Annotated in this window: 27 protein-coding genes and 1 tRNA gene; 12 read left to right on the forward strand and 16 right to left on the reverse strand. The window is 66.0% G+C overall.

The features are described from left to right. Positions 1-19: 19 nt before the first annotated feature. The gene (locus A5634_RS19505; protein ID WP_065145704.1) at positions 20-685 is read right to left on the reverse strand and encodes a DUF5642 family protein; all 666 of its coding nucleotides are present in this window, start codon (positions 683-685) and stop codon (positions 20-22) included. A 41-nt stretch (positions 686-726) separates the two neighbouring features. Next, a complete protein-coding gene (locus A5634_RS19510) occupies positions 727-1,713 on the reverse strand; it encodes a GNAT family N-acetyltransferase (RefSeq protein WP_065145675.1) in 987 nt (328 codons plus the stop codon). Between the two features lie 88 nt (positions 1,714-1,801). Between A5634_RS19510 and A5634_RS19515 the strand changes: the two genes are divergently transcribed. Beyond that, positions 1,802-2,548, forward strand: a complete 747-nt coding sequence (locus A5634_RS19515) for a class I SAM-dependent methyltransferase (RefSeq protein ID WP_065145676.1) — start codon at positions 1,802-1,804, stop codon at positions 2,546-2,548. Here the strand turns inward: A5634_RS19515 and A5634_RS19520 are convergent. After that, positions 2,545-2,796 carry a hypothetical protein gene (locus A5634_RS19520; RefSeq protein ID WP_065145677.1) on the reverse strand — a complete coding sequence of 84 codons (252 nt, stop codon included), beginning with the start codon at positions 2,794-2,796 and terminating at the stop codon, positions 2,545-2,547. The two genes, A5634_RS19515 and A5634_RS19520, sit on opposite strands and share 4 nt — an antisense overlap. A 207-nt stretch (positions 2,797-3,003) precedes the next feature. Between A5634_RS19520 and A5634_RS19525 the strand changes: the two genes are divergently transcribed. Then, entirely contained in the window at positions 3,004-3,537 is a 534-nt protein-coding gene (locus A5634_RS19525) for a hypothetical protein (protein WP_065145678.1), read from the forward strand. Here the strand turns inward: A5634_RS19525 and A5634_RS19530 are convergent. From A5634_RS19530 to A5634_RS19565, 8 genes are all read right to left on the reverse strand, one after another. Then, positions 3,534-4,490, reverse strand: coding sequence for a helix-turn-helix transcriptional regulator (locus tag A5634_RS19530; protein WP_065145679.1), 957 nt, complete (start codon positions 4,488-4,490; stop codon positions 3,534-3,536). The two genes, A5634_RS19525 and A5634_RS19530, sit on opposite strands and share 4 nt — an antisense overlap. 110 nt (positions 4,491-4,600) lie before the next feature. Then, a complete protein-coding gene (locus A5634_RS19535) occupies positions 4,601-5,902 on the reverse strand; it encodes a carboxylesterase family protein (RefSeq protein WP_065145680.1) in 1,302 nt (433 codons plus the stop codon). 29 nt (positions 5,903-5,931) lie between these two features. Beyond that, positions 5,932-6,114 carry a type II toxin-antitoxin system RelE/ParE family toxin gene (locus tag A5634_RS19540; protein WP_065145681.1) on the reverse strand — a complete coding sequence of 61 codons (183 nt, stop codon included), beginning with the start codon at positions 6,112-6,114 and terminating at the stop codon, positions 5,932-5,934. A 145-nt stretch (positions 6,115-6,259) separates the two neighbouring features. Beyond that, positions 6,260-6,332 (reverse strand) — tRNA-Ala (locus A5634_RS19545). A gap of 45 nt (positions 6,333-6,377) precedes the next feature. Beyond that, complete coding sequence (sepX, locus tag A5634_RS19550) at positions 6,378-7,460, reverse strand: divisome protein SepX/GlpR (protein ID WP_216638753.1); 1,083 nt, start codon at positions 7,458-7,460, stop codon at positions 6,378-6,380. Positions 7,461-7,961: 501 nt separating this feature from the next. Next, entirely contained in the window at positions 7,962-8,615 is a 654-nt protein-coding gene (locus tag A5634_RS19555) for a GNAT family N-acetyltransferase (RefSeq protein ID WP_081290543.1), read from the reverse strand. A gap of 15 nt (positions 8,616-8,630) precedes the next feature. Continuing rightward, entirely contained in the window at positions 8,631-9,911 is a 1,281-nt protein-coding gene (glp, locus tag A5634_RS19560) for a molybdotransferase-like divisome protein Glp (RefSeq protein WP_065145684.1), read from the reverse strand. A gap of 49 nt (positions 9,912-9,960) precedes the next feature. Further along, positions 9,961-10,869 (reverse strand): UTP--glucose-1-phosphate uridylyltransferase, encoded by a 909-nt coding sequence (locus tag A5634_RS19565; RefSeq protein ID WP_065145685.1) that lies wholly within the window; start codon positions 10,867-10,869, stop codon positions 9,961-9,963. A 78-nt stretch (positions 10,870-10,947) separates the two neighbouring features. Here A5634_RS19565 and A5634_RS19570 point away from each other — a divergent pair, with 78 nt between their 5' ends. The 4 genes from A5634_RS19570 to mscL all read left to right on the forward strand — a co-directional run bounded on the left by A5634_RS19570 (position 10,948) and on the right by mscL (position 13,240). Beyond that, positions 10,948-11,541, forward strand: coding sequence for a 5-formyltetrahydrofolate cyclo-ligase (locus A5634_RS19570; RefSeq protein WP_065145705.1), 594 nt, complete (start codon positions 10,948-10,950; stop codon positions 11,539-11,541). Between the two features lie 76 nt (positions 11,542-11,617). Continuing rightward, complete coding sequence (locus tag A5634_RS19575) at positions 11,618-11,953, forward strand: FmdB family zinc ribbon protein (RefSeq protein WP_065145686.1); 336 nt, start codon at positions 11,618-11,620, stop codon at positions 11,951-11,953. A 64-nt stretch (positions 11,954-12,017) separates the two neighbouring features. Beyond that, positions 12,018-12,680, forward strand: coding sequence for an SAF domain-containing protein (locus A5634_RS19580; protein ID WP_065145687.1), 663 nt, complete (start codon positions 12,018-12,020; stop codon positions 12,678-12,680). Positions 12,681-12,778: 98 nt separating this feature from the next. Next, entirely contained in the window at positions 12,779-13,240 is a 462-nt protein-coding gene (gene mscL, locus A5634_RS19585; RefSeq protein WP_065145688.1) for a large-conductance mechanosensitive channel protein MscL, read from the forward strand. Between the two features lie 13 nt (positions 13,241-13,253). Here the strand turns inward: mscL and A5634_RS19590 are convergent, their stop codons facing one another. The 5 genes from A5634_RS19590 to rpmF form a co-directional block, all read right to left on the reverse strand. Beyond that, positions 13,254-13,799, reverse strand: coding sequence for a MogA/MoaB family molybdenum cofactor biosynthesis protein (locus A5634_RS19590; RefSeq protein WP_065145689.1), 546 nt, complete (start codon positions 13,797-13,799; stop codon positions 13,254-13,256). Beyond that, on the reverse strand, positions 13,799-15,271 hold the full coding sequence (locus A5634_RS19595; protein ID WP_065145690.1) for a S1C family serine protease: 1,473 nt from the start codon (positions 15,269-15,271) through the stop codon (positions 13,799-13,801). The genes A5634_RS19590 and A5634_RS19595 overlap by 1 nt, the downstream gene beginning before the upstream one ends. Positions 15,272-15,384: 113 nt before the next feature. Next, positions 15,385-16,959, reverse strand: coding sequence for a HAMP domain-containing sensor histidine kinase (locus tag A5634_RS19600; protein ID WP_065145691.1), 1,575 nt, complete (start codon positions 16,957-16,959; stop codon positions 15,385-15,387). Beyond that, positions 16,959-17,645: a two-component system response regulator MprA gene (gene mprA, locus A5634_RS19605; RefSeq protein ID WP_055576902.1), complete on the reverse strand. Its 687-nt coding sequence runs from the start codon at positions 17,643-17,645 to the stop codon at positions 16,959-16,961. The genes A5634_RS19600 and mprA overlap by 1 nt, the downstream gene beginning before the upstream one ends. A 103-nt stretch (positions 17,646-17,748) precedes the next feature. After that, positions 17,749-17,922, reverse strand: a complete 174-nt coding sequence (gene rpmF, locus A5634_RS19610; RefSeq protein WP_065145706.1) for a 50S ribosomal protein L32 — start codon at positions 17,920-17,922, stop codon at positions 17,749-17,751. A gap of 283 nt (positions 17,923-18,205) precedes the next feature. Here rpmF and A5634_RS19615 point away from each other — a divergent pair, with 283 nt between their 5' ends. From A5634_RS19615 to A5634_RS19640, 6 genes are read left to right on the forward strand one after another with little or no spacing between them, the layout of a single operon-like run. Then, on the forward strand, positions 18,206-19,888 hold the full coding sequence (locus tag A5634_RS19615; protein WP_155769625.1) for an acyclic terpene utilization AtuA family protein: 1,683 nt from the start codon (positions 18,206-18,208) through the stop codon (positions 19,886-19,888). After that, positions 19,885-21,033, forward strand: a complete 1,149-nt coding sequence (locus tag A5634_RS19620; RefSeq protein ID WP_065145693.1) for an acyl-CoA dehydrogenase family protein — start codon at positions 19,885-19,887, stop codon at positions 21,031-21,033. Before A5634_RS19615 ends, A5634_RS19620 begins: the two co-directional genes overlap by 4 nt. Before the next feature lie 2 nt (positions 21,034-21,035). Next, positions 21,036-22,625, forward strand: coding sequence for an acyl-CoA carboxylase subunit beta (locus A5634_RS19625; RefSeq protein WP_155769627.1), 1,590 nt, complete (start codon positions 21,036-21,038; stop codon positions 22,623-22,625). 5 nt (positions 22,626-22,630) lie between these two features. Further along, the gene (locus A5634_RS19630; protein ID WP_081290544.1) at positions 22,631-24,667 is read left to right on the forward strand and encodes a biotin carboxylase N-terminal domain-containing protein; all 2,037 of its coding nucleotides are present in this window, start codon (positions 22,631-22,633) and stop codon (positions 24,665-24,667) included. Then, on the forward strand, positions 24,664-25,830 hold the full coding sequence (locus A5634_RS19635; protein WP_065145695.1) for an acyl-CoA dehydrogenase family protein: 1,167 nt from the start codon (positions 24,664-24,666) through the stop codon (positions 25,828-25,830). The genes A5634_RS19630 and A5634_RS19635 overlap by 4 nt, the downstream gene beginning before the upstream one ends. Next, positions 25,830-26,603 carry an enoyl-CoA hydratase family protein gene (locus A5634_RS19640; protein ID WP_065145696.1) on the forward strand — a complete coding sequence of 258 codons (774 nt, stop codon included), beginning with the start codon at positions 25,830-25,832 and terminating at the stop codon, positions 26,601-26,603. The genes A5634_RS19635 and A5634_RS19640 overlap by 1 nt, the downstream gene beginning before the upstream one ends. The last annotated feature ends 77 nt before the right edge of the window (positions 26,604-26,680 follow it).

Consider the following 26,680-nt stretch of genomic DNA (forward strand, 5'->3'; position numbering starts at 1 on the left):
TCTACCCAAACACGAATGCTCAGCCGCGTAGCGTCGACACCGTTTTGACCAACAGATCAGCGGCGAACTGCGGCGGCAGCGCCGGCAGCATCGAGCCGGGGTCGGTGGTCAGCGTGGTGAAGGCCAAGTGATCGCCCAGGTAGGCGACGAATGTGTATGCCCGAGAATCGATTTCACTGCCCGACTCGGCGGCTGCCCGAATATCGGCGACCATTGCGACGGTTTGCGCACCATCGATGTGCGGTGCGTCGATGAGACCAATTCCCGCCGTCGTGCGCCCAGCGGTCAAATCCCAGTGCGCACAAGCCGTCACGACGTTGGCGTCCAGTGCCACTCCCGCCGGCACCACCACCGCGTCGAGGATGCCACCCGGCCCAGATCCGGACACGCCTTGTGCGGGTTGGTCGCGCCCGCCGGCCGGGTCGGCCAGGGCCATGCATTGCGGCGGTGTCGCGGCGGCGTCGGCGGTGAGGCTCCAGATAGCCCGCGGGGACGGTGCGCGCGCGATGTTGGTCACCTCGTAGCCGGGCGGCAGTTCGCGTCCGACCCGTCGGATGTTCGCGGGGTTGATGCCGGCGGCGTGCGACGTCGGGGACGCCGGGACCGCGGGCGCCGACGCCGGCTCGGGGGCCGTCGCGCAGCCGGCCAGTAGGATGAGCAGCGGACCAAACCACAACGGCCGCAACGTTGTTGGCTGGTGACCCACTTAGACAGCTCGCGTCCCGGTCAACTGACCACCTCGATGACCTGCCGAGCGACCTGCCTGATTCGGCTTTCCAGGTCCCGCCCGAAACCGAGATTGCGCGGCACGTCGATGATCGTGGTGATGACTCCGATGTCGTCGCGCTGCCACACCGCGCCGTGCTGGTCCATGATGGTGCGCATCGGCAAATTATCGGAAAGCATTCGCGCAGAGAACCTTTCGACGCCATCCACCCGGGCCGCTACGGCCAGTGCACCGATCAGGAATGTCCCGATGCCGCGTCCCTGATACGCATCGGCGACGGTGAACGCAATTTCGGCCACCGTCGGGTCTCGGTCGTCTCGCACAAACCGCGCGTCGGCAATCGGGTCGGTGCCGTCGACCATTACCCAGACGAAGTGGTCGACGTAGTCGACTTCGGCGAGGTACTGCATCATCGCCAGGCTGGGCACCCGAGCCGACATGAACCGTCGGTAGATCGTCTCGCTGGAGAAATGGACGTGGCCATGCACCGTGCGCTCGCTGTCACCGGGCAGCACGGGCCGTAGCAGCAACTCCGTGCCGTCGCGTACCCGTACCGGAATCGGCGTGATGAAGGCGGCCAGTCGCTGGCGGACCGTGCGCACCAACCGTTCCATAATCCCGGGGACGTGCATCATCTGCGTCAGCGCTTCTTTGCCGCCGATCCACCCGGTCAGCGGTTCGAGAGTGGTGACTGTGGCCGTCCGCGGGATATCGCGCAGCAACGCGATCTCCCCGACGATCATCCCCGGCAACAGCTGCTCGACCACCACCGTGTCGTCGTCACCCACATGCATAACCTCGGCGCTACCGGAGCCGATCAGCAAAAACGACAAGGCCTGTTCGCCCTGTCGCATCAATACCTGACCTGCCGGGGCGCGCAGCGGAGCGAGGCAAGACGCCAACGGCAGCAAATCGTCAGCAGGACATCCCCGGAAGACGTCCATTCCCGCGAGTTCTTCGGCCCCCACGCCGCTCAAATCGGCCATCCCTCCGCGGTCTGCTGCGACTCAGGTTATGGCGTACGTCGCCGCCCCTGCAAGGAGCGCACGCGCACTGCCAACTAGCCTGGAGCTAATGATCGACAACCAGGATCGAGTCGAGTTGACTCGCAGTCTGCTCACCAAAGACGCCGAGCTGCGGCACGGTTACCTCGACGTCTTGGGCGAATCGACGGCGCCTTCGATCCCCACCATCGCCCAGCAGGCCATGAATAGCCCGTTGGTCGCTGCCGTCTACGAAGGGCTTTGGCGGCCACTGTCGTTCTTCCTGGCCAGTGGTGTCACCACGCAGGCCGAGGAGCGCCGCGCGGCGACGGCCCTGCACCTGCGCGGCGCCAAGCGGTTGCTCGACGTTGCCTGCGGACCCGGCAATTTCACCGCGCCACTGGCCGAGCAACTGTCCACGGGAAGCCTCGCGGTCGGATTCGACATCTCCGAACCGATGCTCACCCGGGCCGTCCAGGACAACAGTGGCCCACGCACCTGTTATGTCCGCGGCGACGCGCGCGAATTGCCGTTCGCTGACGATACTTTCGACGCGGTGGCCTGTTTCGGTGCGCTGTATCTGATTCCCGAGCCGTTCCGCGTTGCCCGGGAGATGATCCGAGTGTTGCGCCCCGGCGGACGGATCGCCCTGCTGACCAGTTACGCCGGGCAGCCGCCACCAATTAACTTCGCCCTGCAGACCACAGCGCGAGTGATCGGGTTGACGATGTTTGACGGGGCTGCGTTCGTCGACCTGTTCACCGAGGCGGGGCTGGTCGACATCGAGCAGCAGACCCAGCGTGCCTTGCAGTTCGTCACTGCCGCGAAGCCGCTTTAGGACGCGGCGGCTTCGCAGACTCCGAACAGCCGCACGACCGGCGTGCCGGCTTCGTATTCCACCGCTTCGTCGGATTGCGACGTCAGTGTGATCATCACGGGTTGCCCGCTGCGCTGCGACTGTTGCGTGCATTCGACCTGGAAGAGCCGGAACTTGCCGCCCTTGCGGCCGGGTTCGCGGATGGCCAGTGAATAGCCCGGTTCGACGGACTCGACGGGAACCTTCTGCAGGTAGTACTTGGTGCTCATGCCGCCGAGACTAGGGGCGAGGCCTGACACAATCCTGTGCTGACTCGCGGTCTTAACGGATGCTCAGGCGATTATTGGATGTTCTTCAGACTTTGCGACGGATTCCCGCCTGCCGCAGTGGTTTACCGCCGTCTTCCGGACCACACCGACGGTAGGCGCCGCGAGAGCAAGTAGCGTTGACAACATGCCGGACACTTGGAGTCTTCGATGAGCGTCGCCGGATTGGTTCTCGGCATCGTTGCCACCGTGCTTGCGGTGCTATCGCTCGGTTGGCAGGTGACTCTGCTGCGATTGCAACGGCCACGGCCGAAGCTCACCGCGGTAGTCGGGCGGCTGACTCGAGACGGACTGGTCACCAACGATGCCAGTGCGGAGGTTCGCGAGTCATTGGTGGGCGCTGCCGAGCAGGCCGACGAAAGTCCGCTCATCATCGGCGTCAAAGTAATCAATGCCGGACGTTCGTCGTTTCACGTGGCCGGGTGGGCGATTCGGTCTGAGCACGACGGCAACTCGTTGGTGCCCGTCGAGAAGCCGATCGCCGGGGCAGATGTCCCCCATGACGTTGCGCCGGGCGGCAGTGCCGTCTTTCTCACCGAGCTAGCCCACGCTCACCGTTTTGCCGCTGCCGGCGAGGGCACCGAAGATGGGACTCGGCGCCTAGTGCTGACGGTGTCCTCCGGCACGCGCACCTACACCACCAAACCCGTTGCACCCGAGTTGTTTTCGACGCGCGACGGTTAGCCCTCGCGCAGCGTGACGTGCGGGCTCTGGCCGTAGTGTTCTCGGTAGTAGACCGAAAAGCGGCCCATGTGCGTGAATCCCCAACGCCGGGCGACTGCACTCACCGTCGTCGTCGCGCGGTCGGCAGTCACCAGGTCGCGGTGCGCGTAGTGCAGGCGGACTCTGCGCAAGTACTCCATCGGGGTTGAGTCGCGATGCTTGCGGAACATGTACTGCAATGCCCGGGGGGTGACGTAAACCGCCGAAGCGATGTCACCCAACGAGATGTCGTCGTGCGCGTTGTCATCGATGTAGGTAACGGCACGACGTAGCAGCACGGGCGCATCGTCGCCATCGTGCCTGTTGTGGGTTGCCTCCCGCGCGCTGTTGGGCAAGGTGGCCAGCAGGGTGCTCGCCACGTACCGCTCCAGACCCGCGGTGATCAACGGGCTTTCATAGGCATACCGGTTGGCGGCGACACGTCCGAAGTAGCCGACGACGTCGAACAGCTGCCGAGCCGCTTCGGGCGAGACCGGGACCGACCCGGTCAGCCGCACTGGCTCGTCACCGCCGCCCGGTCCGGGGGCGCGGCGGGTCAACAAGCTCGGCTGGATTATCAGCTGCTCGTAGTGGCCTTGCTGAACATGGCCCGCGCAGGGAACTCCCTGAGGGGCTCCGATGACGCCGACCTCGCCCGGGTTGAACACGGCGGTGGAAAGCCCATTGAACCGCTCCTCCAACGCACCAGAGAGCACTCGGCAGATGACGATCTTGGCGGGCGGCTCCATCTCGTAGCTGAAATCGAGTCCGTAGTTGGCGGTGTTGACGGCTATCGACCCGACGGTGGCGCGCTCCATCCTGATCATGGACGACGTGTCACCGGACGTTTTCTTGATGCGAATCTTCGCGAAGTTGGCGCTGAGGACAGCTTCGGCCTCGCCGAGGTCCTTGGTGTCTAACAAGACTTTGAACATGAGCCGGCTTTCGAGCAGGAGACAAGTAGCTGCGGCAACTTGTTGAACCGACTTGACCCATTATCCACTACGCGAAGCGCTGGTAACTGGGAGTTCGCTTCCAATCGTGGTCAGATGCGCAATGACGAGCCACCAAAGGCTCCCGCGCCGTGATGAGCGAACGCAGCCCAGCGTGTTCGCGTGGTGGCGGCCAGTTCCTGGTCGATGGGTCCGGGCCCGCGACCGAGCATCGGCGCATCCTCCCAGGATTGCGACGAACCGAACAATAGGGGCAGGTCAATGCAGTGACATGCGCCCAGGGGTGCGTCCGGCGGCGACCAGTCGACCCGGAATGTCACGGCCTGTCCGCCGTGGCGCGTCCAGAACCGCGCGAGGTCAAGGGCGGGTCGGGCAAATATCCGTTTTGTCATCACCCGACCAACCAGCAGGATCGGGCGCGTCCCGATGCGGCCCCGCAACCACCGCGCTCGCGGGTGCATCGCGACGAAGGGAGCTGCGTCGTCTCGGGTGTATCCGATAAGGACTTCGATCGCGGCGGCCGCCTCGGCAAGCCGGGAGCTTTCGTCACCAGCGGCCGGCAGCGGCGTAAGCCCGGCGATCGGCGCGAACGGGAACCCGCCGAGCGCACCGAACCGCTGTGCCGTTTGGACCGCCGCGGTCTGGGCGTTGAGCAGCTGGTCGATGCTGGCCTCAGCAGGCGGGGCGTCAGCCAACGCGGCGATGACGGATTGGCGCATCGCGGCGGTCATCTCGTCTCTGCCGGCCCGCAGACCCAACGGCGCGCTGTGCAGGATGGCGCGGTTGAACAGACCTGCTGTCCCCGCGGCGAGGATCAACGACAGCACCGAATCCCCGCCTGCGGACTGGCCGAAAATTGTTGTACACGAGGGGTTTCCACCGAATGCAGCGATGCTTTCGTTGACCCACTGCAACGCAAGAATCTGGTCTCGCAAGCCTAAGTTGGCTTCCCCGTCCGGGTCGGGATTGAGGTAGCCGAAGATGCCCAGTCGGTAGCTGACGTTGACTACGACGACACGACCCGCTGCGACGAGCGCGTCCGGATCGTACTTCGGTGCCTCCCCGCTGCCCGACACGTAGGCGCCACCGTGAAACCAGACCATCACCGGCAGCCGCTCGGCGTGCAAAGGCGCTGTGACGCTTAGCACTTGGCATTGCTCGCTGACTGACATGCCGGCGACCACCGGCCCGGTCACGAACTCCAACCTCGACGGCAGCTGCGGGCACACCGGTCCGCGCGCGGTCGCGTCGAGCACTTCGGCGTGGGCTGGAGCAGGTACCGGGGCTTCGAAACGGGCGGCGCTCGCGTAGGGAATCCCGCGCGCATGGATCAACACACCGTCGTCGTCAACGAGCAGCGGCCCGGACGGTGTGTCGAGACGTCGCGGGGCCACCGGGTCACCGTACGCCGCGGGGGTTGGGCTTACGCGGCGTCCAATTGCGGTTGGAAAGTGAAGTCAAGGACGAAGGCCAGTTCTTGGCAGAAGTCGATGATCGCGTCCGTGTAGCGTGCCGCGACCTCGGCTGACTTCACGGCGACGATATAGCGGTACAGCTCGACAAGCTGATCTTCCGCCTCGGGCGTGAAGACGACGCTGAGACTCACACGCTCCCGGCCTGCTCGGCGGCAAGTCGCGCTCGCAACTTCTGCACAGTGACCGTACGCGCAGGGTCGGCGATGACGGCATCGTACGCGGCAGCGACCTCGTCGCGAAGCCAGGCTTCGATAGCTTGATCGCGGACAAACTCTGTGGAGCTAGGGAGATTCGAACTCCCGACCTACTCGATGCGAACGAGTCGCGCTACCAACTGCGCCATAGCCCCTGACGGCTAGCAGGCTACCAGCCAACGGGCCGACGAGCCGAACCGCTATTGCCCGACAGCGCGCGGCAGGTCTCGCGGGTAGCCGTAGTGGCGCATCGACACCGCGTAGTCCAGGTGCTCGAAGATCGGGTCTTCGTCGTCGATCTCCAACACCACCGCACCTGGGCGCCGCAATCGCGAGGGAACCAGGTCGTATTCGCGGTCCTGGGTGTTCTCCACGCCCAACCGGCTGCGGGCCATCCGCTGCATCCGCCGCCGGCGCACCTTCTCCTCGATCTTGGTCTGTCGACGCAGGTAGGCCAGGTACAGCACGGTAATGGTGGTGGCGGTGCCACACAGCCACCACGCCATCGACGTCACCTCGAATGCCGCGATCGCTGACCCGACCAGGATCACCGCCATCGCGACCAACACCCGCTTGCGGAAGGCGTACTTGCGAGCGCTCACCGCAGCGGCGGTCTTGTTGTCGAACCGGCGCCGTCGGTTCACCCCCGACGGGTAGGACGGCACAGCGTCTTCGTCGTCTAGGTCGTCGTCTTCCTCGGGCTCCAAACCCGAAGAGTCCTCGACGTATTCGTACTCGTCGTCGGCGAGGTCGTCGGTCTCCTCGGCGCGGGCCTCGACATCTTCGGCCTCGTCTTCCGAACCTGCGGCCTCCTCGACGGCGAGCAACGCCGCCCCGGCGCTTTCGCCCACGGGCAACGCGGCGGCATCCTCATCGACAACATCGACGTCCAGGTAGTCGGGCTCGGCGGCCTCAATGAGCTTGTCGGACTTGGCCATTGCTGTCACCACCGACCGGCGGCGCATCACCACGCCGGTGTCCTCATCCTCCAGTACCGGCATGTCCTCTTCGTGGTCCCTGTCGGCATCGGCGAACGGTCCGTTGATCGGCTCGGTCTCCCACTCTTCTTCTGGCTTCCAGTCGGGGTCACTGCGATGACCCGCCGCAGGTCCAGATCGCTTGAGCAGCCGCGCATTCGTGGCGCTGTTGAGCACTCTGGTCGCCAGGGCAACGTCGCTGGTTCGGCGGACCGCATCGCGTTTGCTGATCAGCATCGGCACCAGCACGAACAACCAAAGCACCACGAGCGAGATCCACAACAACGATTGCGGGATGCTTGGCATGATGACCTGCTCTCTTCGGTTTCCGATCCCCGCGAAGCCCATTGCTGACCAGCGCGGCCGGGTCACTGCGACCAGGGCAATTACACACCTGTAATTTGCCTCTTTCAAGCATCACACGCCACATATGTCACGTTAGCCACACTTTTATTTCGGTTTGCTTACTCGTCCGGCGCCGAGCGTGTCGCTAGAGGGACGCTCGACGCCGAACGCAACGCTGGCGTGACGCTCGACGCCGAAGATGACGCTCGACGCCGAAGAGGACGCTCGACGACGCTCGACGACGCTCGACGACGCTAGAGGGACGCTCGACGCCGAACGCAACGCTGGCGTGACGCTCGACGACGCTCGACACCGAACGCAACGCTGGCGTGTCGCTAGAGGGACGCTCGACGCCCAACGCGACGCTGGCGTGACGCTCGACGCCGAAGAGGACGCTCGACGACGCTCGACGACGCCAACACGACGCCAACACGACGCTCGAGCAAAAACCGCGCGCAGAAATCAGACCCAGCTCGCGCGTCCAGCGCGAACCAGCGTCGAGGTCACCGATCCGTTCACCTCTTCGACGGTCAGCGCCACCAGGAGATGATCGCGCCAAGCCCGGTCCACCTCCAGGTAGCGGCGCAGCAGCCCCTCTTCACGAAATCCGGCTTTCGCCAACACAGCTCGGCTGGCCGCGTTCTCCGGGCGCACGGTGGCCTCCACCCGGTGCAGCATCATCGGGCCGAAGCAGTGGTCGAGCCCCAACGCCACCGCACCGGTGGCCACCCCGCCGCCGGTGCACTCGCTGGACACCCAGTAGCCGATCCACGCCGATCGCAGCGCCCCATGCGTGACGTTGCCGATGGTCAGCTGGCCGCAGAACTGCCCGTCCAGCTCGATCACATACGGCAGCATCCGCCCCTTTCGCGCTTCGGACCGCAGGCCCGAGCACACCGCCGGCCACGCCGCCACGGAGTGCCGGAACGACCAGTCACCCTCCGAGCTGGGTTCCCACGGCTCCAACTGGGCGCGGTCGGCCAACCGGATCCGGCTCCACTGCGCGCCGTCGCGCATCCGCACCGGCCGCAACCGAATCACGCCCGCCGCAACCCGCAGCGGTCCCACACTCATCGGCCAGCCCGGATGCCGGGCACTGGATCTCAACAGGTTCACGAGAGGCGGGCGACCTCAGCCGTGCTGGGCCAGGAAGGCGACGTCGACGATTTCCCCGGTGCGAATCTGCTCCGCCCCGCTGGGGACCACGACCAGACAGTTCGCCTCGGCGAGCGTGGCCAGCAGATGAGACGACGCCCCCGGCGCCCCACCCAACGCCTGCACCAGATATTCGCCGCTCTCCTGGTCGCGCATCAACTGGCCGCGCAGGTAACCCTTGCGCCCGCTGACCGACGTGATCGGCGACAACGTGCGCGCCTGCACGACCCGGCGCATCGGGTGCCGCTTGCCCAGCGACAGACGGATCAGCGGCCGCACCATCACCTCGAAGACCACCAGCGCGCTCACCGGATTGGCCGGTAGCAGAAACACGGGTACGCCGTCGCGGCCGAGCTGGCCGAATCCCTGTACCGAACCTGGGTGCATCGCGACTCGCACCACTTCCATGTCGCCGAGTTCGGACAGCACGACACGAACCGCCTCGGCCGCCGCGCCGCCCACCCCACCGGCGATCACCAGCATTTCGGCCCGGTTCAGCTGGCCTTCGACGATTTCGCCGAGTTCTTTCGGGTTATTGCTGACGATGCCGACCCGGTTCACCTCGGCGCCGGCATCCCGGGCGGCCGCGGCCAGCGCGTAGGAGTTGACGTCGTAGACCTGCCCGTTGCCCGGGCTGCGCGAAATGTCGACCAGCTCACCGCCCACCGCCATCACCGACACCCGGGGCCGCGGATGCACCAGCACCCGCTCCCGCCCGACCGCCGCCAACAAACCCACCTGGGCGGGGCCGATGATCGTCCCGGACCGCACCGCCACGTCACCGGGCTGCACGTCATCGCCGGCGCGCCGCACATACGCACCCGAGGGCGCCCCGCGCAGGATCCGCACCCGGTTCATGCCCCCATCGGTCCACCGCAGCGGGAGCACCGCATCGGCGAGCGTCGGCAACGGTGCTCCGGTCTGCACCCGCGCGGCCTGGCGCGGCTGCAACCTGCTGGGGGTGCGCGCGCCGGCCTCGATGGTTCCCATGACGGGCAGGGTCACCCCGTCGCGTCCCTCGACACCACCGTCGTCGCTAACGGCCTCCAGGGTCCCGGTGTCACCGACCCCAAGCACGTCGACGCTGCGCACCGCGTACCCGTCGATGGCGGCCTGGTCGAAGCCGGGGAGAGGGCGTTCGGTCACCACTTCTTCGGCGCACAGAAGTCCCTGCGCCTCGGCGATGGCAACTTTGATCGGCCTCGGGGCCACCGCGGCTGCCGATATCCGTGCCTGTTGCTCCTCTACAGAACGCACAGTGCGCCTTCCTGCCGTCCGGACCTGAACCCGGACGCCGACTCGCCGGCTACTGTTCGGTCAGGCCCAATCGCGCTACCAACCACCGCCGCAGTTCCGGGCCGTAGTCATCGCGATCCAATGCAAAGTCAACCGCAGCCTTGAGGTAGCCGCCGGGATTTCCTAGGTCGTGTCGGGATCCGCGGTGGACGACGACGTGTACCGAATGGCCCTCTGCAATAAGCAAAGCGATGGCATCGGTGAGCTGCACTTCGCCGCCGGCGCCTCGGTCGATGCGACGCAGCGCGTCGAAAATGGCGCGGTCCAGCACGTAGCGTCCGGCGGCCGCATACGGCGACGGCGCGTCCTCGGCCTTGGGCTTTTCGACCATGCCCTTGACCCGCAGCACGTCGTCGTTGCCGCCGGACACGGGCTCGACGTCGAAGACGCCGTACGCGCTGATCTCGTCGGGCGCCACCTCGATGGCGCACAGCACCGTGCCACCGTGTTCGGCGCGCACCTTCGACATCGTCTCCAACACGCCGGCCGGCAGCACCAGGTCGTCGGGCAGCAGCACCATCACGGCGTCCTCGTCCGGCGACAACGTCGGCTCCACGCAGCTGATTGCGTGTCCCAAGCCGAGCGGTTCGGCCTGCACCACCGACTCGACCTTGATCAGCGCCGGAGCCCGGCGAACCTTGGCCAGCATCGCTTTCTTGCCGCGAGCCTCAAGGGTCCCCTCTAAGACCAGGTCCTCGACGAAGTGCGCGACGACGCCGTCTTTGCCCTCGGAAGTGATGATCACCAGACGTTCGGCGCCGGCGTCTGCCGCCTCGGCGGCCACCAGCTCGATGCCGGGGGTGTCGACGACGGGCAGCAGTTCCTTGGGCACCGTCTTGGTCGCCGGCAGGAAACGCGTTCCTAAGCCGGCAGCGGGGACGATCGCCGTGAACGGGACCGCAACTTCAGGGGATGGCATCGTTGCACACCATAACCCGCATGAACTGTCCGAAACCTGTCTGGCGGCAAGAACACCACGGCTGTCATGGTTGAGCGCATGGCCACCTCGAGCAAGTCCGCGTTGCGGGAACTGCTTGTGGCGGCTCGGCGGCGCGTTGCCGACGACGTTCGGGCCGTGGAGGCACGGATGCTCGCCGACCACCTCGAGCAGGTGGTAAGCCCCGGCAGCACGGTGTGTGCGTACGTGCCGGTGGGATCGGAGCCGGGTTCGATCGAACTGCTTGACCAGTTGCTACAACGCGCCGGGCGGGTGCTGTTGCCGGTGGCGCGTACTTCCTCCGACGACACGCCCTTGCCGCTGCAATGGGGTGAGTACCGCGCCGGCAACCTGGTGACCGCGCGATGGGGCCTGCTTGAGCCGCCGCAGCCGTGGTTACCGGAAACGGCAGTGGGCGAAGCCAGCTTGGTGCTGCTGCCGGCCCTGGCGGTCGACCGACACGGCGTGCGGCTGGGCCGCGGTCGTGGCTTCTACGACCGCTCGCTGGGGAGCCGGGATCCGCAGGCGCGCCTGGTTGCGGTGGTCAGGGACGCGGAGTTGGTGGACGAGTTGCCGTCCGAACCCCACGACGTGCCGATGACGCACGTCCTCACGCCCGAACGCGGGCTGATCGCGTTGCCAATCCGGGAATGATCGTCATCACGTGGCGGTTCTAGCACTTGAGACGGTAGAGTGCTAAGCCAGACTTAATAATCACCCGGAGGTTTTTGTGCCGACGTACAGCTACGCGTGCACCGAGTGCGACAACCGCTTCGACAAGGTGCAGGCCTTCACCGAGGACGCGTTGACCACTTGCGAGAAGTGCTCTGGTCGGCTGCGCAAGTTGTTCAATTCGGTTGGCGTGGTGTTCAAGGGCAGCGGTTTCTACCGCACCGATAGCCGCGAGGCCGGCAAGAAAGAGAAGAGCTCGACCAACGGGTCCACGTCCTCGAGCGACTCCGGGTCCAGCTCGGACTCAACGAGTTCAGGCTCCAGCGAGAAAAAGTCGTCGGGGTCGACCGAGAAGGCCAGCACCGCTTCGGCCACCGCGGCCGCATCCAGCTAGCGGTTATCCACAACTCCCTTCGCACTGGCATTAGCCGGTCAGTCTGCGCGCCTAACGTGACGGCGTGGGCGAATCATCGCTAAAAACAACGGTATTCAGTCGCATCTCGACACTGCTGCGGCCCGACTGGGCGCGCACGGTGCTGGCTCGTCGGGTCGCGGCAGGTGGGTTGGTCGTGCTGGCCGGCGTCGCCGCGCTGCGCTCGAACCCTGCCGGGGATCGGGTCGATGTGCTGGTGGCCGCCCACGACCTGGCCTCCGGCACCGCGCTGACCGTCTCTGACGTCCGACTGGAGAGCCGCCTCGCCACCACGGTCCCGGACGGATCGCAGGCCGACCTCGACGCGGTGCTCGGCTCGACTGTCGCCGGTCCGACGCGCCGCGGCGAAGTGTTGACTGACGTGAGGTTGCTGGGCAGCCGACTGGCCGAGTCGAGTGCCGGGCCCGGCGCCCGGATAGTGCCGTTGCGGTTGGCGGACAGCGCGCTGATCGACCTGATCAGGGTGGGTGACGTCGTCGACGTGCTGGCCGCGCCGACCAACGAAACCGCCACCCGGCCCGTCACCCGCGTCGTTGCCACCGACGCCGTCGTGGTGCTGGTGTCGGCCAAGCAACGGACCCAGGCCACCGAGGCCGACCGCGTCGTGCTGGTCGCACTGCCGGCTCACGTGGCCAACGCAGTGGCCGGATCTGTATTGGGTCAGACGGTCACACTGACCCTGCATTAATTGACGAGGTGGTCCATGGAAAGCGGACCGAACTGGGCTAGGTTTTTCTTGGGTGCCAATCCGGGGATAGCAGCTGACAGTTGCAGAAAGGACATCCGATGCTCAAAGGGTTCAAAGAGTTTCTTTCGCGAGGCAATATCGTCGACCTGTCCGTGGCGGTCGTCATCGGTACCGCATTCACCGCGTTGGTCACGGCCTTCACCGACAGCATCATCAAGCCACTGGTGAGCTCGATCGGCGTAGGCAACAACCCGGACATCGGGCTGCTGAAACGGCATATCGCCGGTGATTTCTACGTCGACTTCAACGTCGTCCTGTCGGCCGCGATCAACTTCTTGCTGGTAGCGGCGGTGGTGTACTTCCTGGTCGTGCTGCCATACAGCAAGCTGCGCAAGCAAGGCGAGGTCGAGCAGGCAGACGACGCGCAGGTCGTCTTGCTGCAAGAGATCCGCGACCTGCTGGCCCAGACGAATGGAAGCTCGTCGGGCAAGCACGGCGGCACCCACGCCGCCGCCGAACTGTCGCCGCCGCCGGAACACGGACCCCGCGCCGACACCTGAGCCGGCCGGGAGTTTAGATCTCCAGGCTGGACAGCTGCCCGATGATGTAGGCGGCCAGCGGGTTGAGCGTGGCCATCCCGTCGCGCACGGCATAACGGGAACCGGCCAGGTTCACCACCAACGTGCTGCCGGAGACGCCGGCCAGTCCGCGTGACAGGCCGGCGTCGGTGATTCCCGCCGACAGCCCGGAGGCGCGGATGGCCTCGGCTATGCCGAGAATCTCTCTATCCAGGATCTCGCGGGTGGCTTCCGGTGCGACATCACGCGGCGTCACGCCGGTGCCACCTACCGACACCACCAGATCCACCCCGCCAATCACGGCCGTGTTCAACGCATTTCGGATCTCGACCTCGTCGGCCTCGACCGCGACCACCCCGTCGACGACGAAGCCGGCCTCGCTGAGCAGCTCGGTGACCAACGGCCCGCTATGGTCCTCGTCGCCATGCGCGGTGCGGTCGTCCACGACGACGACGAGTGCCCGACCGACGACCAACTCCGCGCCCTGTTCCATGGGTGCAACCGTATATCCGAGGTCGGACAGCTGCCCGTCCGCCTTCATCACTGGTCCGCCTTACCAAGCGTGACCTGCACGGTACGGCTGCCGCCCCCGGGATCCTGGTAGGTCAATGCCACCTTGTCGCCCGGGGCCTTGGATCGCACCGCGGCCACCAAGGCGTCGGCACTGTTGATCGGACGATCGTCGACCTTGGTCACCACGACACCTTTAGGCACGCCGGCGTTGGCGGCCGCTCCGTTGCCGATGACCTCCATCACCTTGGCACCTGGGACGCCCTTGTCGGTGGTTACCTGCACACCCAGCGACGCATGGGACGCCTTGCCGGTGCTGATCAGCTCGTCGGCGATCCGCTTCGCCTGGTCGACCGGGATCGCGAAGCCCAGACCGATAGAGCCGCTCTGGGCATCGCCAGAGTCCGCCCCCAGTGTGGCGATTGCCGAGTTGATGCCGATCAGTTGCCCACTCATGTTCACCAGCGCACCACCGGAGTTACCGGGGTTGATCGCGGCGTCGGTCTGAATCGCGTCCAGCACGGTGTTCTGGTTGCCGGACTCGCCAGTGGTCGACACGGGCCGATTGAGCGCACTGACGATGCCGGTGGTCACCGTGCCCGCCAAGCCCAGCGGCGATCCGATCGCTAAGACCGGCTGACCGACTCGCAGCCCCGAGGACGAACCCAGGGCGATCGGTGTCAGACCGGAGGCGCCTTGCACCTTGATGACGGCGATATCGCTGGTCGGGTCGGCACCGACCACCGTGAACGCGGCGGTGCGGCCGTCGAAGAAGGTCACCGTGGTTTTCGGCGGCGGACTTCCGGCGGGGGGTTTGGCCGCTGCCGCTACGACGTGGTTGTTGGTCAGGATCAGTCCATCGGCGGACAGGATGACGCCGGAGCCCTCTTCGGACGCCCGGCCCAGGTCGGTCTCCAGCATGACGACACTGGGCACCACCTTGGCCGCAACCTGCTCGACCGAGCCCGCGGGCATGTTCGCCGCCGGAACGCTGGGTGCCGAACCCGACGAAGCCGTCGCGCTGTGACCACCGCCGGACTGGTGCCCCATCTCGACTACCGTCGCCGCCGCGCCGCCGATGCCGGCGGAGACCACCGCTATCGCCAGCGCGCCGAAGATCAGTCCAGCCGAACGCCGCCGCTGCGGTGGCGGCCCCATCGGGGGAAGCATGCCGGGCATCGGAGCGGCACCGCTGAGGCCCGGGATCGGCCGCGCACCGGTACCGCCCGGAATCGGACCCACGCCGGTGTTGCCCGGTATCGGGCCCGGCCCGGTCCCACCGGGTATGGGGCCCGGCCCGGTGCCGCCCGGTATGGGACCCGGCCCGGTGCCACTGAGCGGGTCGAAGGTGCGGTACTGCTGGGTCGACTGCTGGTAACGCCAGTCGAACTGCTGGTTGTAGCTCTGCTGCCCCTGGGCATAGGCGGGCGGCACAGGCTGGTTAGGCGTGGCACTGAAACCCGGCTGCTGCGGCGGTGGCGAATACCTCGGGTGATTCGTCATGCGCTAAAACGTTCTTCCTCTACTTCGGGGCTTACTTCGACAAAACTGAGCATGCCTTGCTTGCATGGCGTTGATTTTCAACACTAACTGCACAACCACCTTGCGCGCGCGGACTAAGAATCCACTGAGATAACGTTCGACGATCCCCGTGAGTTCGCGCTGCTGGCCGAATTCCGCCGCGCGCCCTTTGCGGGGTCCTTTTCGGGGTCTTTTTTGAGGTCGCGGTTCGGCGTGTCGGCAGCGTCGTTCTCGGTGGACGCCGAGTAGGTCGGGGCCGGCATTGGGCGGCCGGGTAACAGCACGTAAATCGACGTTCCCGGAGGTTGGCCGCCCGGTTCGGTGTCCTCGACACGCAACGATCCGCCGTGGTTGAGCACCACCTGCTTGACGATCGCCAAGCCCAGGCCCGACCCCGGCATCGCCCGCGCCGACGTCGACCGGTAGAAGCGTTCAAACACCAGGCGGCGCTCCTGCGGAGAGATACCGGGCCCCTGGTCGGAGACCACAAGTTCGGCGTGTGAGGGGTCCAGTTGGCGCAGTGTGACACCGACGTGGCCGCCCGGGGGACTCCACTTGGCCGCGTTGTCCATCAGGTTCAGTGCCGCCCGCGACAGTCCGGCGGAGTCGCCGTAGACCTGCCACGGAATGACAGCGACGTCGAAATGAATGTCGTTGCGGCGCCGCCGGACTCGCTCGAGGCTGCGGTCGATGACGTCGGCCATATCGACCGGTTCGTGCACCGCGTGGCCGGCGTCGCTTCTGGTCAGGTCGACCAAATCGCCTACCAGCGTTGACAATTCCTCGATTTGGGCTATCACGTCGGTGCGAAGATCGACCATCTCCTGCTCGGGAAGCCGTGGTGCGCCAGGCTCCATCGCGGCCATCAGCAGTTCGACGTTGGTGCGCAGCGATGTCAGCGGGGTGCGCAATTCGTGTCCGGCGTCGGTGACAAGCCGCGCCTGCCGCTCCCGAGATTCGGCCAGCGCGCGCAACATCAAGTTGAATGCCTCGGTGAGCCTGGCCAATTCGTCACTACCGAAGACCGGGATAGGTCGCAGGTCGTCGGTTCGGGCAACGCGTTCGGCCGCTTCGGTGAGCCGGCCGACTGGACGCAGCCCCGCCCGGGTGACCATCCCGCCGGCCACTGCGGCGACCGCGACGCCGACTCCCCCGACCATCAGCAGCACGAAGCGCAATTTGCCCATGACGGCCTCGGTGGGTCTGAGACTCTTGGAGATCAGAAGTGAGCTGCCGTTGTTCAAGTGGATGGCAAGCACCCGTTGGTCAGAGGCTGTGCGCCGCGACATGAACAACTCACCGCGAATGACCGCTTTCTCCGGCGCTCCGACGGGAAGGGTCTGTCCGGGTTGATTCGCGGTGTAGATCGACTTGCCGGGGTTCACGAGCATCGCGTTGACATCCGAATAAGCGGTGCCTTCGATGGCTTTGCCCGGATCGGCGGCCAGCGAACCGCTGGCGATCAACAACTGCGCCCGGCTCTGCAGCTGGTTGTCGATGTCGCTGTAGAGCGCTGCCGAGATCACGGCGTAGACGGCGAAGGACATCAACACGACCACCATCGCCACCATGGACATCGCCAGCAGCATGACCCGCCACCGCAGCGACAGGGAGCTGGTTGCCCGTAGCGGTGCGCGCCGACCGGCCCGGCCGAACCGGAAGCGAAGCATCAGGGCGGCGTTTCGCGTAGCACGTAACCCACCCCGCGCACGGTGTGAATCAGCCGCGGCTCGCCGTCGGCCTCGGTCTTGCGACGCAGATATCCGACGTACACCTCCAGCGCATTACCCGAGGTGGGGAAATCGAATCCCCAGACCTCTTCGAGAATGCGGCTGCGGGTCAGTACCCGGCGCGGATTGGCGATCAGCATCTCCAGCAGCGCGAACTCGGTGCGAGTGAGGCTGATGCGGCGTTGTCCACGGATTACTTCGCGGGTGACCGGGTCCAAGCTCAGGTCGGAGAACGTCATCGCGACCGACTCGGCGGCGTCTTCGGGCTTGGTGCGCCGCAGCAGTGCGCGCATGCGCGCCAGCAGTTCCTCGAGCGCGAACGGCTTAGGCAGGTAATCGTCGGCTCCGGCGTCCAGTCCGGCAACCCTCTCGGAGACGGAGTCGCGGGCGGTGAGCACCAGGATCGGCAGGTCGTCGCCGGTGCTGCGGAGCTGACGGCACACTTCCAGGCCGTCCAGTCGCGGCATCATCACATCCAGAACCACGGCGTCTGGGCGGTCGCTGGCGATCAGCTCGAGCGCTTCGACCCCGTCATGGGCCAATTCGACCGAGTAACCGTTGAAGGAAAGCGACCTGCGCAGCGACTCACGCACGGCGCGATCGTCGTCGACGACAAGAATTCGCACGCTGCCTAGTTTCGTATGAACGTCTGAGAGCGGGCTGAGAGGCGCGCCGAACGAAGGACGATGCGGACCGCTTGGAATCGGGCGATCCGCCGAGCTTGCTGCTCTAGCGCTTGTCGAGATCGATCAGGCCGAGTCGCGCGGCCTTGAGCAGCCGTCGCGGCACCTTGTGCTTCTGACCAGCTACGTTGACGCCGACCAGGCCGGTCTCGGTGGCCTTCCACTGCGAGCGCCGGCTACGGGTGTTCGAGCGCGACATCCTGCGCTTGGGTGTGGCCATGGTCGGGCCTAACTCCTCGGTTTGGGGTTTCGGTCGGGTTTGTCGCGCTTCCTGGCCGGAAAGGCCGAACGACGACAGTTGCCTCACAGGGTAGTCGGTGAGCTGCTGGTCACCAAAATGGGCCGCGGCGGGCATTGGGCGGTGGCGATCTGAAGCGCCGATCGAGCGTCCGGTTGACGCGGCGCGGCCCGCACGCGCTAACCTACCGGTTGGTTGGTTTTTATCCGCCCGCCGAATCATTCCAGCGGAGGAAGGACGCGCATTGGCCCCCAAATCTGGCGCCGTGCGTATCGCGAACTGCTCCGGTTTCTACGGCGACCGGTTGTCGGCAATGCGCGAAATGCTCACCGGTGGCGAGGTGGACTACCTGACCGGGGATTACCTGGCCGAACTGACCATGCTGATCCTGGGCCGCGACCGGATGAAGAACCCGGAACGCGGCTACGCCAAGACCTTCCTGACCCAGCTCGAGGAATGCCTGGGCCTCGCACACGAACGCGGTGTACGAATCGTCGCCAACGCCGGGGGTTTGAACCCTGCCGGGCTCGCCGAGGCCGTGCGCGCGCTGGCCGAGCGGCTGGGCATACCGGCACGAGTGGCCCACGTCGAGGGTGACGACCTGCAGCCGCGGGCAGCCGAGCTAGGGCTGGGATCACCTCTGACCGCTAACGCCTACCTCGGCGGGTGGGGCATCGCCGATTGCCTGGGCAGCGGGGCTGACGTGGTGGTCACCGGGCGGGTCACCGACGCGTCGGTGATCGTCGGGTCCGCGGCGGCGCATTTCGGCTGGGCCCGCACCGACTACAACCAGCTCGCCGGCGCGGTCGTAGCCGGCCACATCATCGAATGCGGCACCCAGGCCACCGGCGGCAACTTCTCCTTCTTTACCGAGATTCCCGATCTGACGTATCCAGGATTCCCGCTGGCCGAGGTCTACCCGGACGGGTCTTCGGTGATCACCAAGCACTCCGGCACCGGCGGGCTGGTCAGCGTCGACACCGTCACCGCGCAACTGCTCTACGAGATCACCGGCGCCCGCTACGCCAACCCAGACGTGACCGCGCGGATGGACACCATCGAGCTGGCGGCCGAGGGACCCGACCGGGTGCGCGTCAGCGGAGTGGTCGGCGAACCGCCACCGCCAACGCTGAAGGTATCGCTGAACAGCATCGGCGGGTTCCGCAACGCCATGACGTTCGTGCTGACCGGCTTGGACATCGAGGCCAAGGCCGAGCTGGTCCGGCGCCAGCTGGAAGCCACGTTGACGGTGAAGCCGGCCGAGTTGGAGTGGACGCTGGCCCGCACCGACCACCCCGACGCCGACACCGAAGAGGCCGCCAGCGCACTGCTGAGTTGCGTGGTCCGCGATCCCGATCCCGCCAACGTCGGACGCAAGTTCTCCGGCGCGGCAGTGGAACTGGCACTCGCCAGCTACCCAGGATTCACCGCCACCACCCCGCCCGGCGACGGCCAGGTCTACGGGGTCTTCACCCCGGGCTACGTCGACGCGTCCCTGGTGCCACATGTCGCGGTACACGCTGACGGCACGCGTACCGAAATCGCTTGTGCCGACGAGACATTGGCTTTGGAGCCCGCCGCTACCCCGGCACTTCCCGAACCCCTGGCGGCCGGGCCGACCCGGCGGGTACCGCTGGGCAGCATCGCCGGGGCCCGAAGCGGCGACAAGGGCGGCTCCGCCAACGTCGGGGTGTGGGTCCGCACCGACGATCAATGGCGCTGGTTGGCCAACACGTTGACCGTCGAGCGGCTCAAAGAGCTGCTCCCAGAAGCTAAGGACTTGCCGGTGACCCGGCACGTGCTGCCGAATTTGCGGGCGGTGAACTTCGTGATCGAGGGAATCCTCGGGCAGGGCGTTGCCTATCAGGCGCGTTTCGACCCGCAGGCCAAGGGGCTGGGCGAATGGCTGCGCAGTCGCCATATCGAAATTCCGGAGGGGCTGTTGTGAATCTGTGGACGACGCCGGAACGGGAGCAGTTGCGAAAAACGGTGCGCTCGTTCGCTGAACGCGAGATCTTGCCGCACATCGACGAGTGGGAACGCAGCGGGGAATTACCGCGCGAGCTACACCGACTCGCCGGCGAAGCGGGCCTGCTGGGGGCAAACTTTCCCGAGTCGGCCGGCGGTGGCGGCGGGGACGGCGCCGACGCGCTGATCATCTGCGAGGAGATGCATCAGTCCGGCGCGCCGGGCGGGGTGTTCGCATCGCTGTTCACCTGTGGGATCGCGGTGCCGCACATCATCGCGTCCGGCGATGAACAGTTGATCGACACCTATGCGCGCCCGACGCTGGCCGGCAAAAAGATCGGCGCGTTGGCCATTACCGAGCCGGGTGGCGGTTCCGACGTCGGGCACCTGCGCACCAGCGCTGTGCGCGACGGGGATCACTACGTGGTCAACGGCGCCAAGACCTACATCACTTCGGGGGTGCGCGCCGACTTCGTCGTCACCGCTGTACGCACCGGAGGTCCCGGTGCGGGCGGGGTTTCGCTGCTGGTGGTTGACAAGGGCACACCCGGCTTCGAGGTGTCCCGCAAGCTGGACAAGATGGGTTGGCGTTCGTCGGACACAGCCGAACTGTCCTACACCGACGTGCGCGTGCCGGTGACCAATCTGGTCGGCGCCGAGAACAGCGGCTTCGCGCAGATTGCTCAGGCTTTCGTCTCGGAGCGCATCGGCCTTGCCGCGCAGGCTTATTCGAGTGCGCAGCGCTGCCTGGACATCACCGCCCAATGGTGCCGCGACCGCGAAACCTTCGGCCGGCCACTGATTTCGCGTCAAGCGGTGCAGAACACCTTGGCAGAGATGGCCCGTCGCATCGACGTGGCACGCGTCTACTCGCGCAATGTGGTGGAACGGCAACTGGCGGGCGAAACCAACCTGATCGCGGAGGTGTGTTTCGCCAAGAACACCGCCGTCGAAGCGGGCGAGTGGGTCGCCAACCAGGGCGTCCAACTGTTCGGCGGCATGGGTTACATGGCCGAATCCGAGATCGAACGTCAATACCGGGACATGAGAATCATCGGCATCGGCGGCGGCACCACCGAGATTCTCACCGCACTGGCCGCCAAACTGCTTGGGTACCAGTCATGACCGTGCTGCAGTCGGCATTGGACCCCAACGCTGACACCTTTGCCGAGGCAGCCGCGGCGGCTACCACAAAACTCGACGAGATCGCCGCGGAGTTTGCCAATGCGGTCGAGGGCGGCGGGCCCAAATACGTTGAGCGCCATCACGCGCGCGGCAAGCTCACGGCGCGGGAGCGCATCGAGTTGTTGGTCGACGCCGACTCCCCGTTCCTCGAACTGAGCCCGCTGGCCGCATGGGGCAGCGCATTCAAGGTCGGTGCCAGCACGGTCACCGGAATCGGCGTGGTCGAGGGTGTCGAATGCATGATCGTCGCCAACGACCCGACCGTCAAAGGCGGCACCAGTAACCCGTGGACACTGAAGAAGATCCTGCGGGCCAATCAGATCGCCTTCGAGAACCGGTTGCCGGTCATATCGCTGGTGGAATCCGGTGGTGCTGACCTGCCCACCCAGAAAGAGATCTTCATCCCCGGCGGACGGATGTTCCGCGACCTGACGCGGCTCTCGGCGGCCGGAATCCCAACCATCGCACTGGTATTCGGTAATTCCACCGCGGGCGGGGCCTACGTACCGGGCATGTCCGATCACGTCGTGATGATCAAGGAACGCTCCAAGGTGTTCCTGGCCGGTCCGCCGCTGGTAAAGATGGCCACCGGCGAAGAGTCGGACGACGAATCACTCGGCGGGGCCGAAATGCACGCCCGCATATCGGGTTTGGCCGACTATTTTGCTGTCGACGAACCCGACGCGATTCGCATCGGGCGTCGCATTGTGGCGCGGTTGAACTGGAAGAAGCTGGGCCCGCAGCCCAAGCCGGTCACCGAGCCGTTGTTCGACGCCGAGGAACTCATCGGCATCGTGCCCTCGGATCTGCGCATCCCGTTCGACCCGCGCGAGGTGGTCGCCCGCATCGTCGACGGTTCCGAATTCGACGAGTTCAAGCCGCTTTACGGGTCGTCGCTAGTGACCGGCTGGGCCCAGTTGCACGGCTACCCCATCGGTATCCTGGCCAACGCCCGCGGCGTGCTGTTCAGCGAGGAATCCCAGAAGGCCACCCAATTCATCCAATTGGCCAACCGCTCCGACACTCCACTGTTGTTCCTGCACAACACCACCGGCTACATGGTGGGCAAGGACTACGAAGAGGGCGGCATGATCAAGCACGGGTCGATGATGATCAACGCCGTGTCGAATTCGACCGTTCCCCACATCTCGTTGCTGATCGGCGCGTCCTACGGCGCCGGCCACTACGGCATGTGCGGACGGGCCTACGATCCCCGGTTCCTGTTCGCCTGGCCCAGCTCCAAATCCGCGGTAATGGGCGGTGCCCAGCTGTCGGGCGTGCTGTCGATCGTGGCGCGGGCCGCGGCCGAAGCCCGCGGCCAGCAGGTCGACGAAGCTGCCGACGCCGCGATGCGGGCCGCCGTCGAAGGCCAGATCGAAGCCGAGTCGCTACCCATGGTCCTTTCCGGCATGCTCTACGACGACGGCGTGATCGACCCGCGCGATACACGCACCGTGTTGGGAATTTGTCTGTCCGCCATCGCCAATGGCCCGATCAAGGGGACGTCGAATTTCGGCGTCTTCCGGATGTGAGCCCGATGATTACTCGAGTGCTGGTCGCCAACCGCGGCGAGATCGCCCGACGGGTGTTCGCTACCTGCCGTCGTCTAGGTCTGGGCACCGTCGCTGTCTACACCGACCCGGATGCGGCCGCGCCACACGTGGCCGAGGCAGACGCGCGCGTGCGACTGGCGAGGACGAATGACTATCTCAATGCCGAGGCGATCATCGCGGCGGCACGCGCTTCAGGCGCCGACGCAGTCCATCCCGGCTACGGATTCCTCTCGGAGAACGCTGAATTCGCTGCCGCCGTGCAAGCTGCCGGACTTACCTGGATCGGGCCACCGGTGGATGCGGTGCGCGCCATGGGCTCCAAGATCGAGTCCAAGAAGATGATGGCTTCCGCCGGCGTCCCGGTCCTCGAGGAGCTCGACCCGGCGACCGTCACGCAGGCGCAGCTGCCGGTGCTGGTCAAAGCGTCCGCTGGCGGCGGGGGCCGCGGCATGCGGGTGGTGCACGAATTGTCCGCCCTGTCAGGCGAAGTCGAAGCCGCCCAACGCGAAGCACAGTCCGCGTTCGGTGACCCGACCGTGTTCTGCGAACGCTACCTGCCGACCGGGCACCACATCGAGGTGCAGGTCATGGCCGACACCCACGGCACCGTTTGGGCCGTTGGGGAACGCGAATGCTCGATTCAGCGCCGCCATCAGAAGGTCATCGAAGAAGCACCCTCGCCGTTGGTGGAACGCATCCCGGGCATGCGCGACAAGCTGTTCGAGGCGGCGCGGCTGGCCGCTGCTGCGATCGGCTACACCGGCGCCGGGACGGTGGAATTCCTTGCCGACCATAACGGCGACTTCTTCTTCTTGGAGATGAACACCCGGCTTCAAGTCGAGCATCCGGTCACCGAGGAAACCACGGGTCTGGACCTGGTGGAACTGCAGCTCGACGTCGCCGACGGTGGCCGACTTGGCGCCGAACCGCCTGCAGCTCACGGTCATTCGATCGAAGCGCGACTCTACGCCGAGGACCCTGCGCGCGATTGGCAGCCGCAGGCCGGCGCGGTACACAGCTTTCGCGTGCCCTCGGTGCGGGCCGAGTTCGCCACGCTGGAGCACCGGACCGGGATCAGGCTGGACTCCGGGATCGTCGACGGTTCGGTGGTGTCGATCTATTACGACCCGATGCTCGCCAAGGTGATCTCCTGGGCGCCCAGTCGCCGGCAAGCGGCGCTGGTGCTCGCCGACGCACTGGCCCGCACTCACGTACATGGGTTACGCACCAACCGCGAATTGCTGGTGCACGTGCTGCGTCATCAGGCATTCCTTGACGGCGCCACGGACACAGCCTTTTTCGACACCCACGGCCTCTCGGAGTTGTCGGCGCCGCTTGCGGATGCCGCAACGGTGCGACTTGCGGCTGTGGCAGCAGCCCTCGCCGACGCCGCCCACAACCGCGTCACCGCCACGGCGTTGCCCGCGGTTCCCAGCGGCTGGCGCAACCTGCCGTCGGGGTTCCAGACCAAGACCTACCACGATGACTCGGGCACCGAACAGACTGTCCAGTACCGTTTCACCAGAACAGCTTTAGCATTGCCGGAGGACCCTTCCGTGCAACTGATCTCGGCGTCCCCTGGCGAAGTGGTGCTTGCCGACGACGGCGTGGCGTACAACTTCGCTGTGGCGCGCTTCGGTGACGACGTCTACGTCGACTCGGCGCGCGGACCAGTACATCTGGTCGCACTGCCGCGCTACCCCGAGCCCGGCTCAACCGTCGCTCAAGGATCTTTGGTAGCACCGATGCCTGGCAACGTGATTCGCATCGGCGCGGAAGTCGGTGCCACGGTGACCGCCGGCCAGCCATTGATCTGGCTGGAGGCGATGAAAATGGAGCACACCATCACCGCCCCGAACGACGGGGTGGTAGCGGAAATCAATGTCGAGACAGGACAACAGGTCGAAGTAGGCGCTGTGCTGGGAGTGATCGCAAGCGCGGCGCAGCCGGGCGCAGCGGGTCACGACCATCAAGACACAGCCAGAGTGGAAGCGCCTGACGCAGAAGGGGATTCGCAATGACCGACACCAGCTTCATCGAAAACGAGGACCGTCAAGACCTGCGCAAGGCGGTGCGCGAATGGGTGTCCAACTACGGTGCCGAGTACTACCTGGAGAAGGCGCGGGCGCAGGAGCACACCACCGAATTGTGGGCTGAAGCAGGAAAACTGGGCTTTCTCGGAGTGAACCTGCCCGAGGAGTACGGCGGTGGTGGCGCCGGAATGTACGAGCTCGCACTGGTGATGGAGGAGATGGCGGCAGCGGGTAGTGCGCTGCTGCTGATGGTGGTTTCGCCGGCCATCAACGGGACCATCATCAGCAAGTTCGGCACCGAAGAGCAGAAGAAGCGTTGGGTCCCACCCATTGCCGACGGCTCCCTGACCATGGCGTTTGCTATCACCGAACCCGACGCGGGATCCAACTCGCACAAGATCACCACGACAGCCCGTCGCGACGGCAGTGACTGGATCCTCAAGGGCCAGAAGGTTTATATCTCCGGCATCGACCAGGCACAGGCGGTGCTCGTAGTGGGGCGCACCGAAGAGGCGAAGACCGGCAAGCTGCGTCCGGCGTTGTTCGTCGTCCCCACCGATGCGCCGGGCTTCACCTACACACCGATCGAGATGGAACTGATCAGTCCCGAGCGCCAGTTCCAGGTCTTCATGGATGACGTGCGATTGCCGGCCGACGCGCTGGTGGGTGCCGAGGATGCGGCCATTGCACAGCTTTTCGCCGGGTTGAACCCCGAACGCATCATGGGCGCGGCCAGTGCCGTGGGCATGGGGCGGTTCGCACTCGACAAGGCCGTCGACTACGTCAAGACCCGCCAGGTGTGGTCGACCCCGATCGGGGCGCACCAGGGACTGGCGCATCCGTTGGCGCAGTGCCACATCGAGGTCGAACTCGCAAAGCTGATGATGCAGAAGGCCGCGACCCTCTACGACAACGGCGACGACGGCGGCGCGGCGCAGGCGGCCAACATGGCCAAGTATGCAGCCGGCGAAGCCTCGACACGTGCCGTCGACCAGGCCGTGCAGTCGATGGGCGGCAACGGGTTGACCAAGGAGTACGGCGTCGCCGCCATGCTGACCGCGTCCCGGCTGGCGCGGATCGCGCCGATCAGCCGTGAGATGGTGCTCAACTTCGTCGCGCAGACCTCGCTCGGCCTGCCGCGCAGCTACTGATGGACACCCTCGTCGACTACACCCGCGACGGGGTTGTCGCGCGGTTGACGCTGAACTCACCGCACAACCGCAACGCGCTGTCGACCACCTTGGTCACCCAGTTGCATGAGGGATTGCAAGCGGCCGCGGCCGATCCCGCGGTGCGGGTGGTGGTGCTCGGGCACACCGGCGGCACGTTCTGCGCGGGGGCGGACTTGAGCGAGGCCGGCGAGGGTGCTCCGTATGACCTGGCGGTGGCGCGAGCCCACGAGATGACGTCCCTGTTGCGCGCCATCGTCGAGTCGCCGCGACCGGTGATCGGCGCCATCAATGGGCACGTCCGGGCCGGTGGTTTCGGCTTGGTCGGTGCGTGCGACATCGTGGTCGGCGGCCCGCGCTGCACCTTTGCCCTGACCGAGGCGCGGATCGGTGTCGCGCCCGCGATCATCTCGCTGACTCTGCTGCCGAAGCTGTCGGCGCGGGCAGCGGCGCGCTATTACCTCACCGGTGAAACGTTCGGCGCCAGCGAAGCCGCCGAAATCGGGTTGATCACCCTGGCCGTCGACGACATGGACGCGGCGGTGGCTGGGGTGGTCGCCGACGTCGGGCGCGGCTCACCGCAGGGGCTGGCGGCGTCCAAAGCGCTGACCACTGCCGCGGTACTCGAAGGGTTCGACCGCGACGCCGAGCGGCTCACCGAGGAGTCTGCGCGGCTGTTCGTATCCGACGAAGCGCGGGAAGGCATGCTCGCCTTTTTGCAAAAAAGGCCTCCGAGCTGGGTTTCTTCGAGCTGAGCACCGGGTGCGTGCCGCGCGGAGGTTGCAGTTTAGCCAACACTACTTGCAGCAAAAAAATGAAGTCGTAAGCTCGC

Origin of the sequence: Mycobacterium asiaticum (assembly GCF_001673365.1) — a bacterium.
GTDB lineage: Bacteria > Actinomycetota > Actinomycetes > Mycobacteriales > Mycobacteriaceae > Mycobacterium > Mycobacterium asiaticum_A.

Excerpts from the sequence above, each read along its gene's own strand:
- mscL (WP_065145688.1), top strand. The coding sequence starts at position 12,779 with ATGCTCAAAGGGTTCAAAGAGTTTCTTTCGCGAGGCAATATCGTCGAC.
- A5634_RS19510 (WP_065145675.1), bottom strand. The coding sequence starts at position 1,713 with ATGGCCGATTTGAGCGGCGTGGGGGCCGAAGAACTCGCGGGAATGGAC.
- A5634_RS19590 (WP_065145689.1), bottom strand. The coding sequence starts at position 13,799 with ATGAAGGCGGACGGGCAGCTGTCCGACCTCGGATATACGGTTGCACCC.
- A5634_RS19525 (WP_065145678.1), top strand. The coding sequence starts at position 3,004 with ATGAGCGTCGCCGGATTGGTTCTCGGCATCGTTGCCACCGTGCTTGCG.
- A5634_RS19595 (WP_065145690.1), bottom strand. The coding sequence starts at position 15,271 with ATGACGAATCACCCGAGGTATTCGCCACCGCCGCAGCAGCCGGGTTTC.
- A5634_RS19640 (WP_065145696.1), top strand. The coding sequence starts at position 25,830 with ATGGACACCCTCGTCGACTACACCCGCGACGGGGTTGTCGCGCGGTTG.
- A5634_RS19570 (WP_065145705.1), top strand. The coding sequence starts at position 10,948 with ATGGCCACCTCGAGCAAGTCCGCGTTGCGGGAACTGCTTGTGGCGGCT.
- A5634_RS19600 (WP_065145691.1), bottom strand. The coding sequence starts at position 16,959 with ATGCTTCGCTTCCGGTTCGGCCGGGCCGGTCGGCGCGCACCGCTACGG.
- rpmF (WP_065145706.1), bottom strand. The coding sequence starts at position 17,922 with ATGGCCACACCCAAGCGCAGGATGTCGCGCTCGAACACCCGTAGCCGG.
- A5634_RS19515 (WP_065145676.1), top strand. The coding sequence starts at position 1,802 with ATGATCGACAACCAGGATCGAGTCGAGTTGACTCGCAGTCTGCTCACC.
- A5634_RS19565 (WP_065145685.1), bottom strand. The coding sequence starts at position 10,869 with ATGCCATCCCCTGAAGTTGCGGTCCCGTTCACGGCGATCGTCCCCGCT.
- A5634_RS19635 (WP_065145695.1), top strand. The coding sequence starts at position 24,664 with ATGACCGACACCAGCTTCATCGAAAACGAGGACCGTCAAGACCTGCGC.
- A5634_RS19630 (WP_081290544.1), top strand. The coding sequence starts at position 22,631 with ATGATTACTCGAGTGCTGGTCGCCAACCGCGGCGAGATCGCCCGACGG.
- sepX (WP_216638753.1), bottom strand. The coding sequence starts at position 7,460 with ATGCCAAGCATCCCGCAATCGTTGTTGTGGATCTCGCTCGTGGTGCTT.
- A5634_RS19520 (WP_065145677.1), bottom strand. The coding sequence starts at position 2,796 with ATGAGCACCAAGTACTACCTGCAGAAGGTTCCCGTCGAGTCCGTCGAA.
- A5634_RS19530 (WP_065145679.1), bottom strand. The coding sequence starts at position 4,490 with ATGTTCAAAGTCTTGTTAGACACCAAGGACCTCGGCGAGGCCGAAGCT.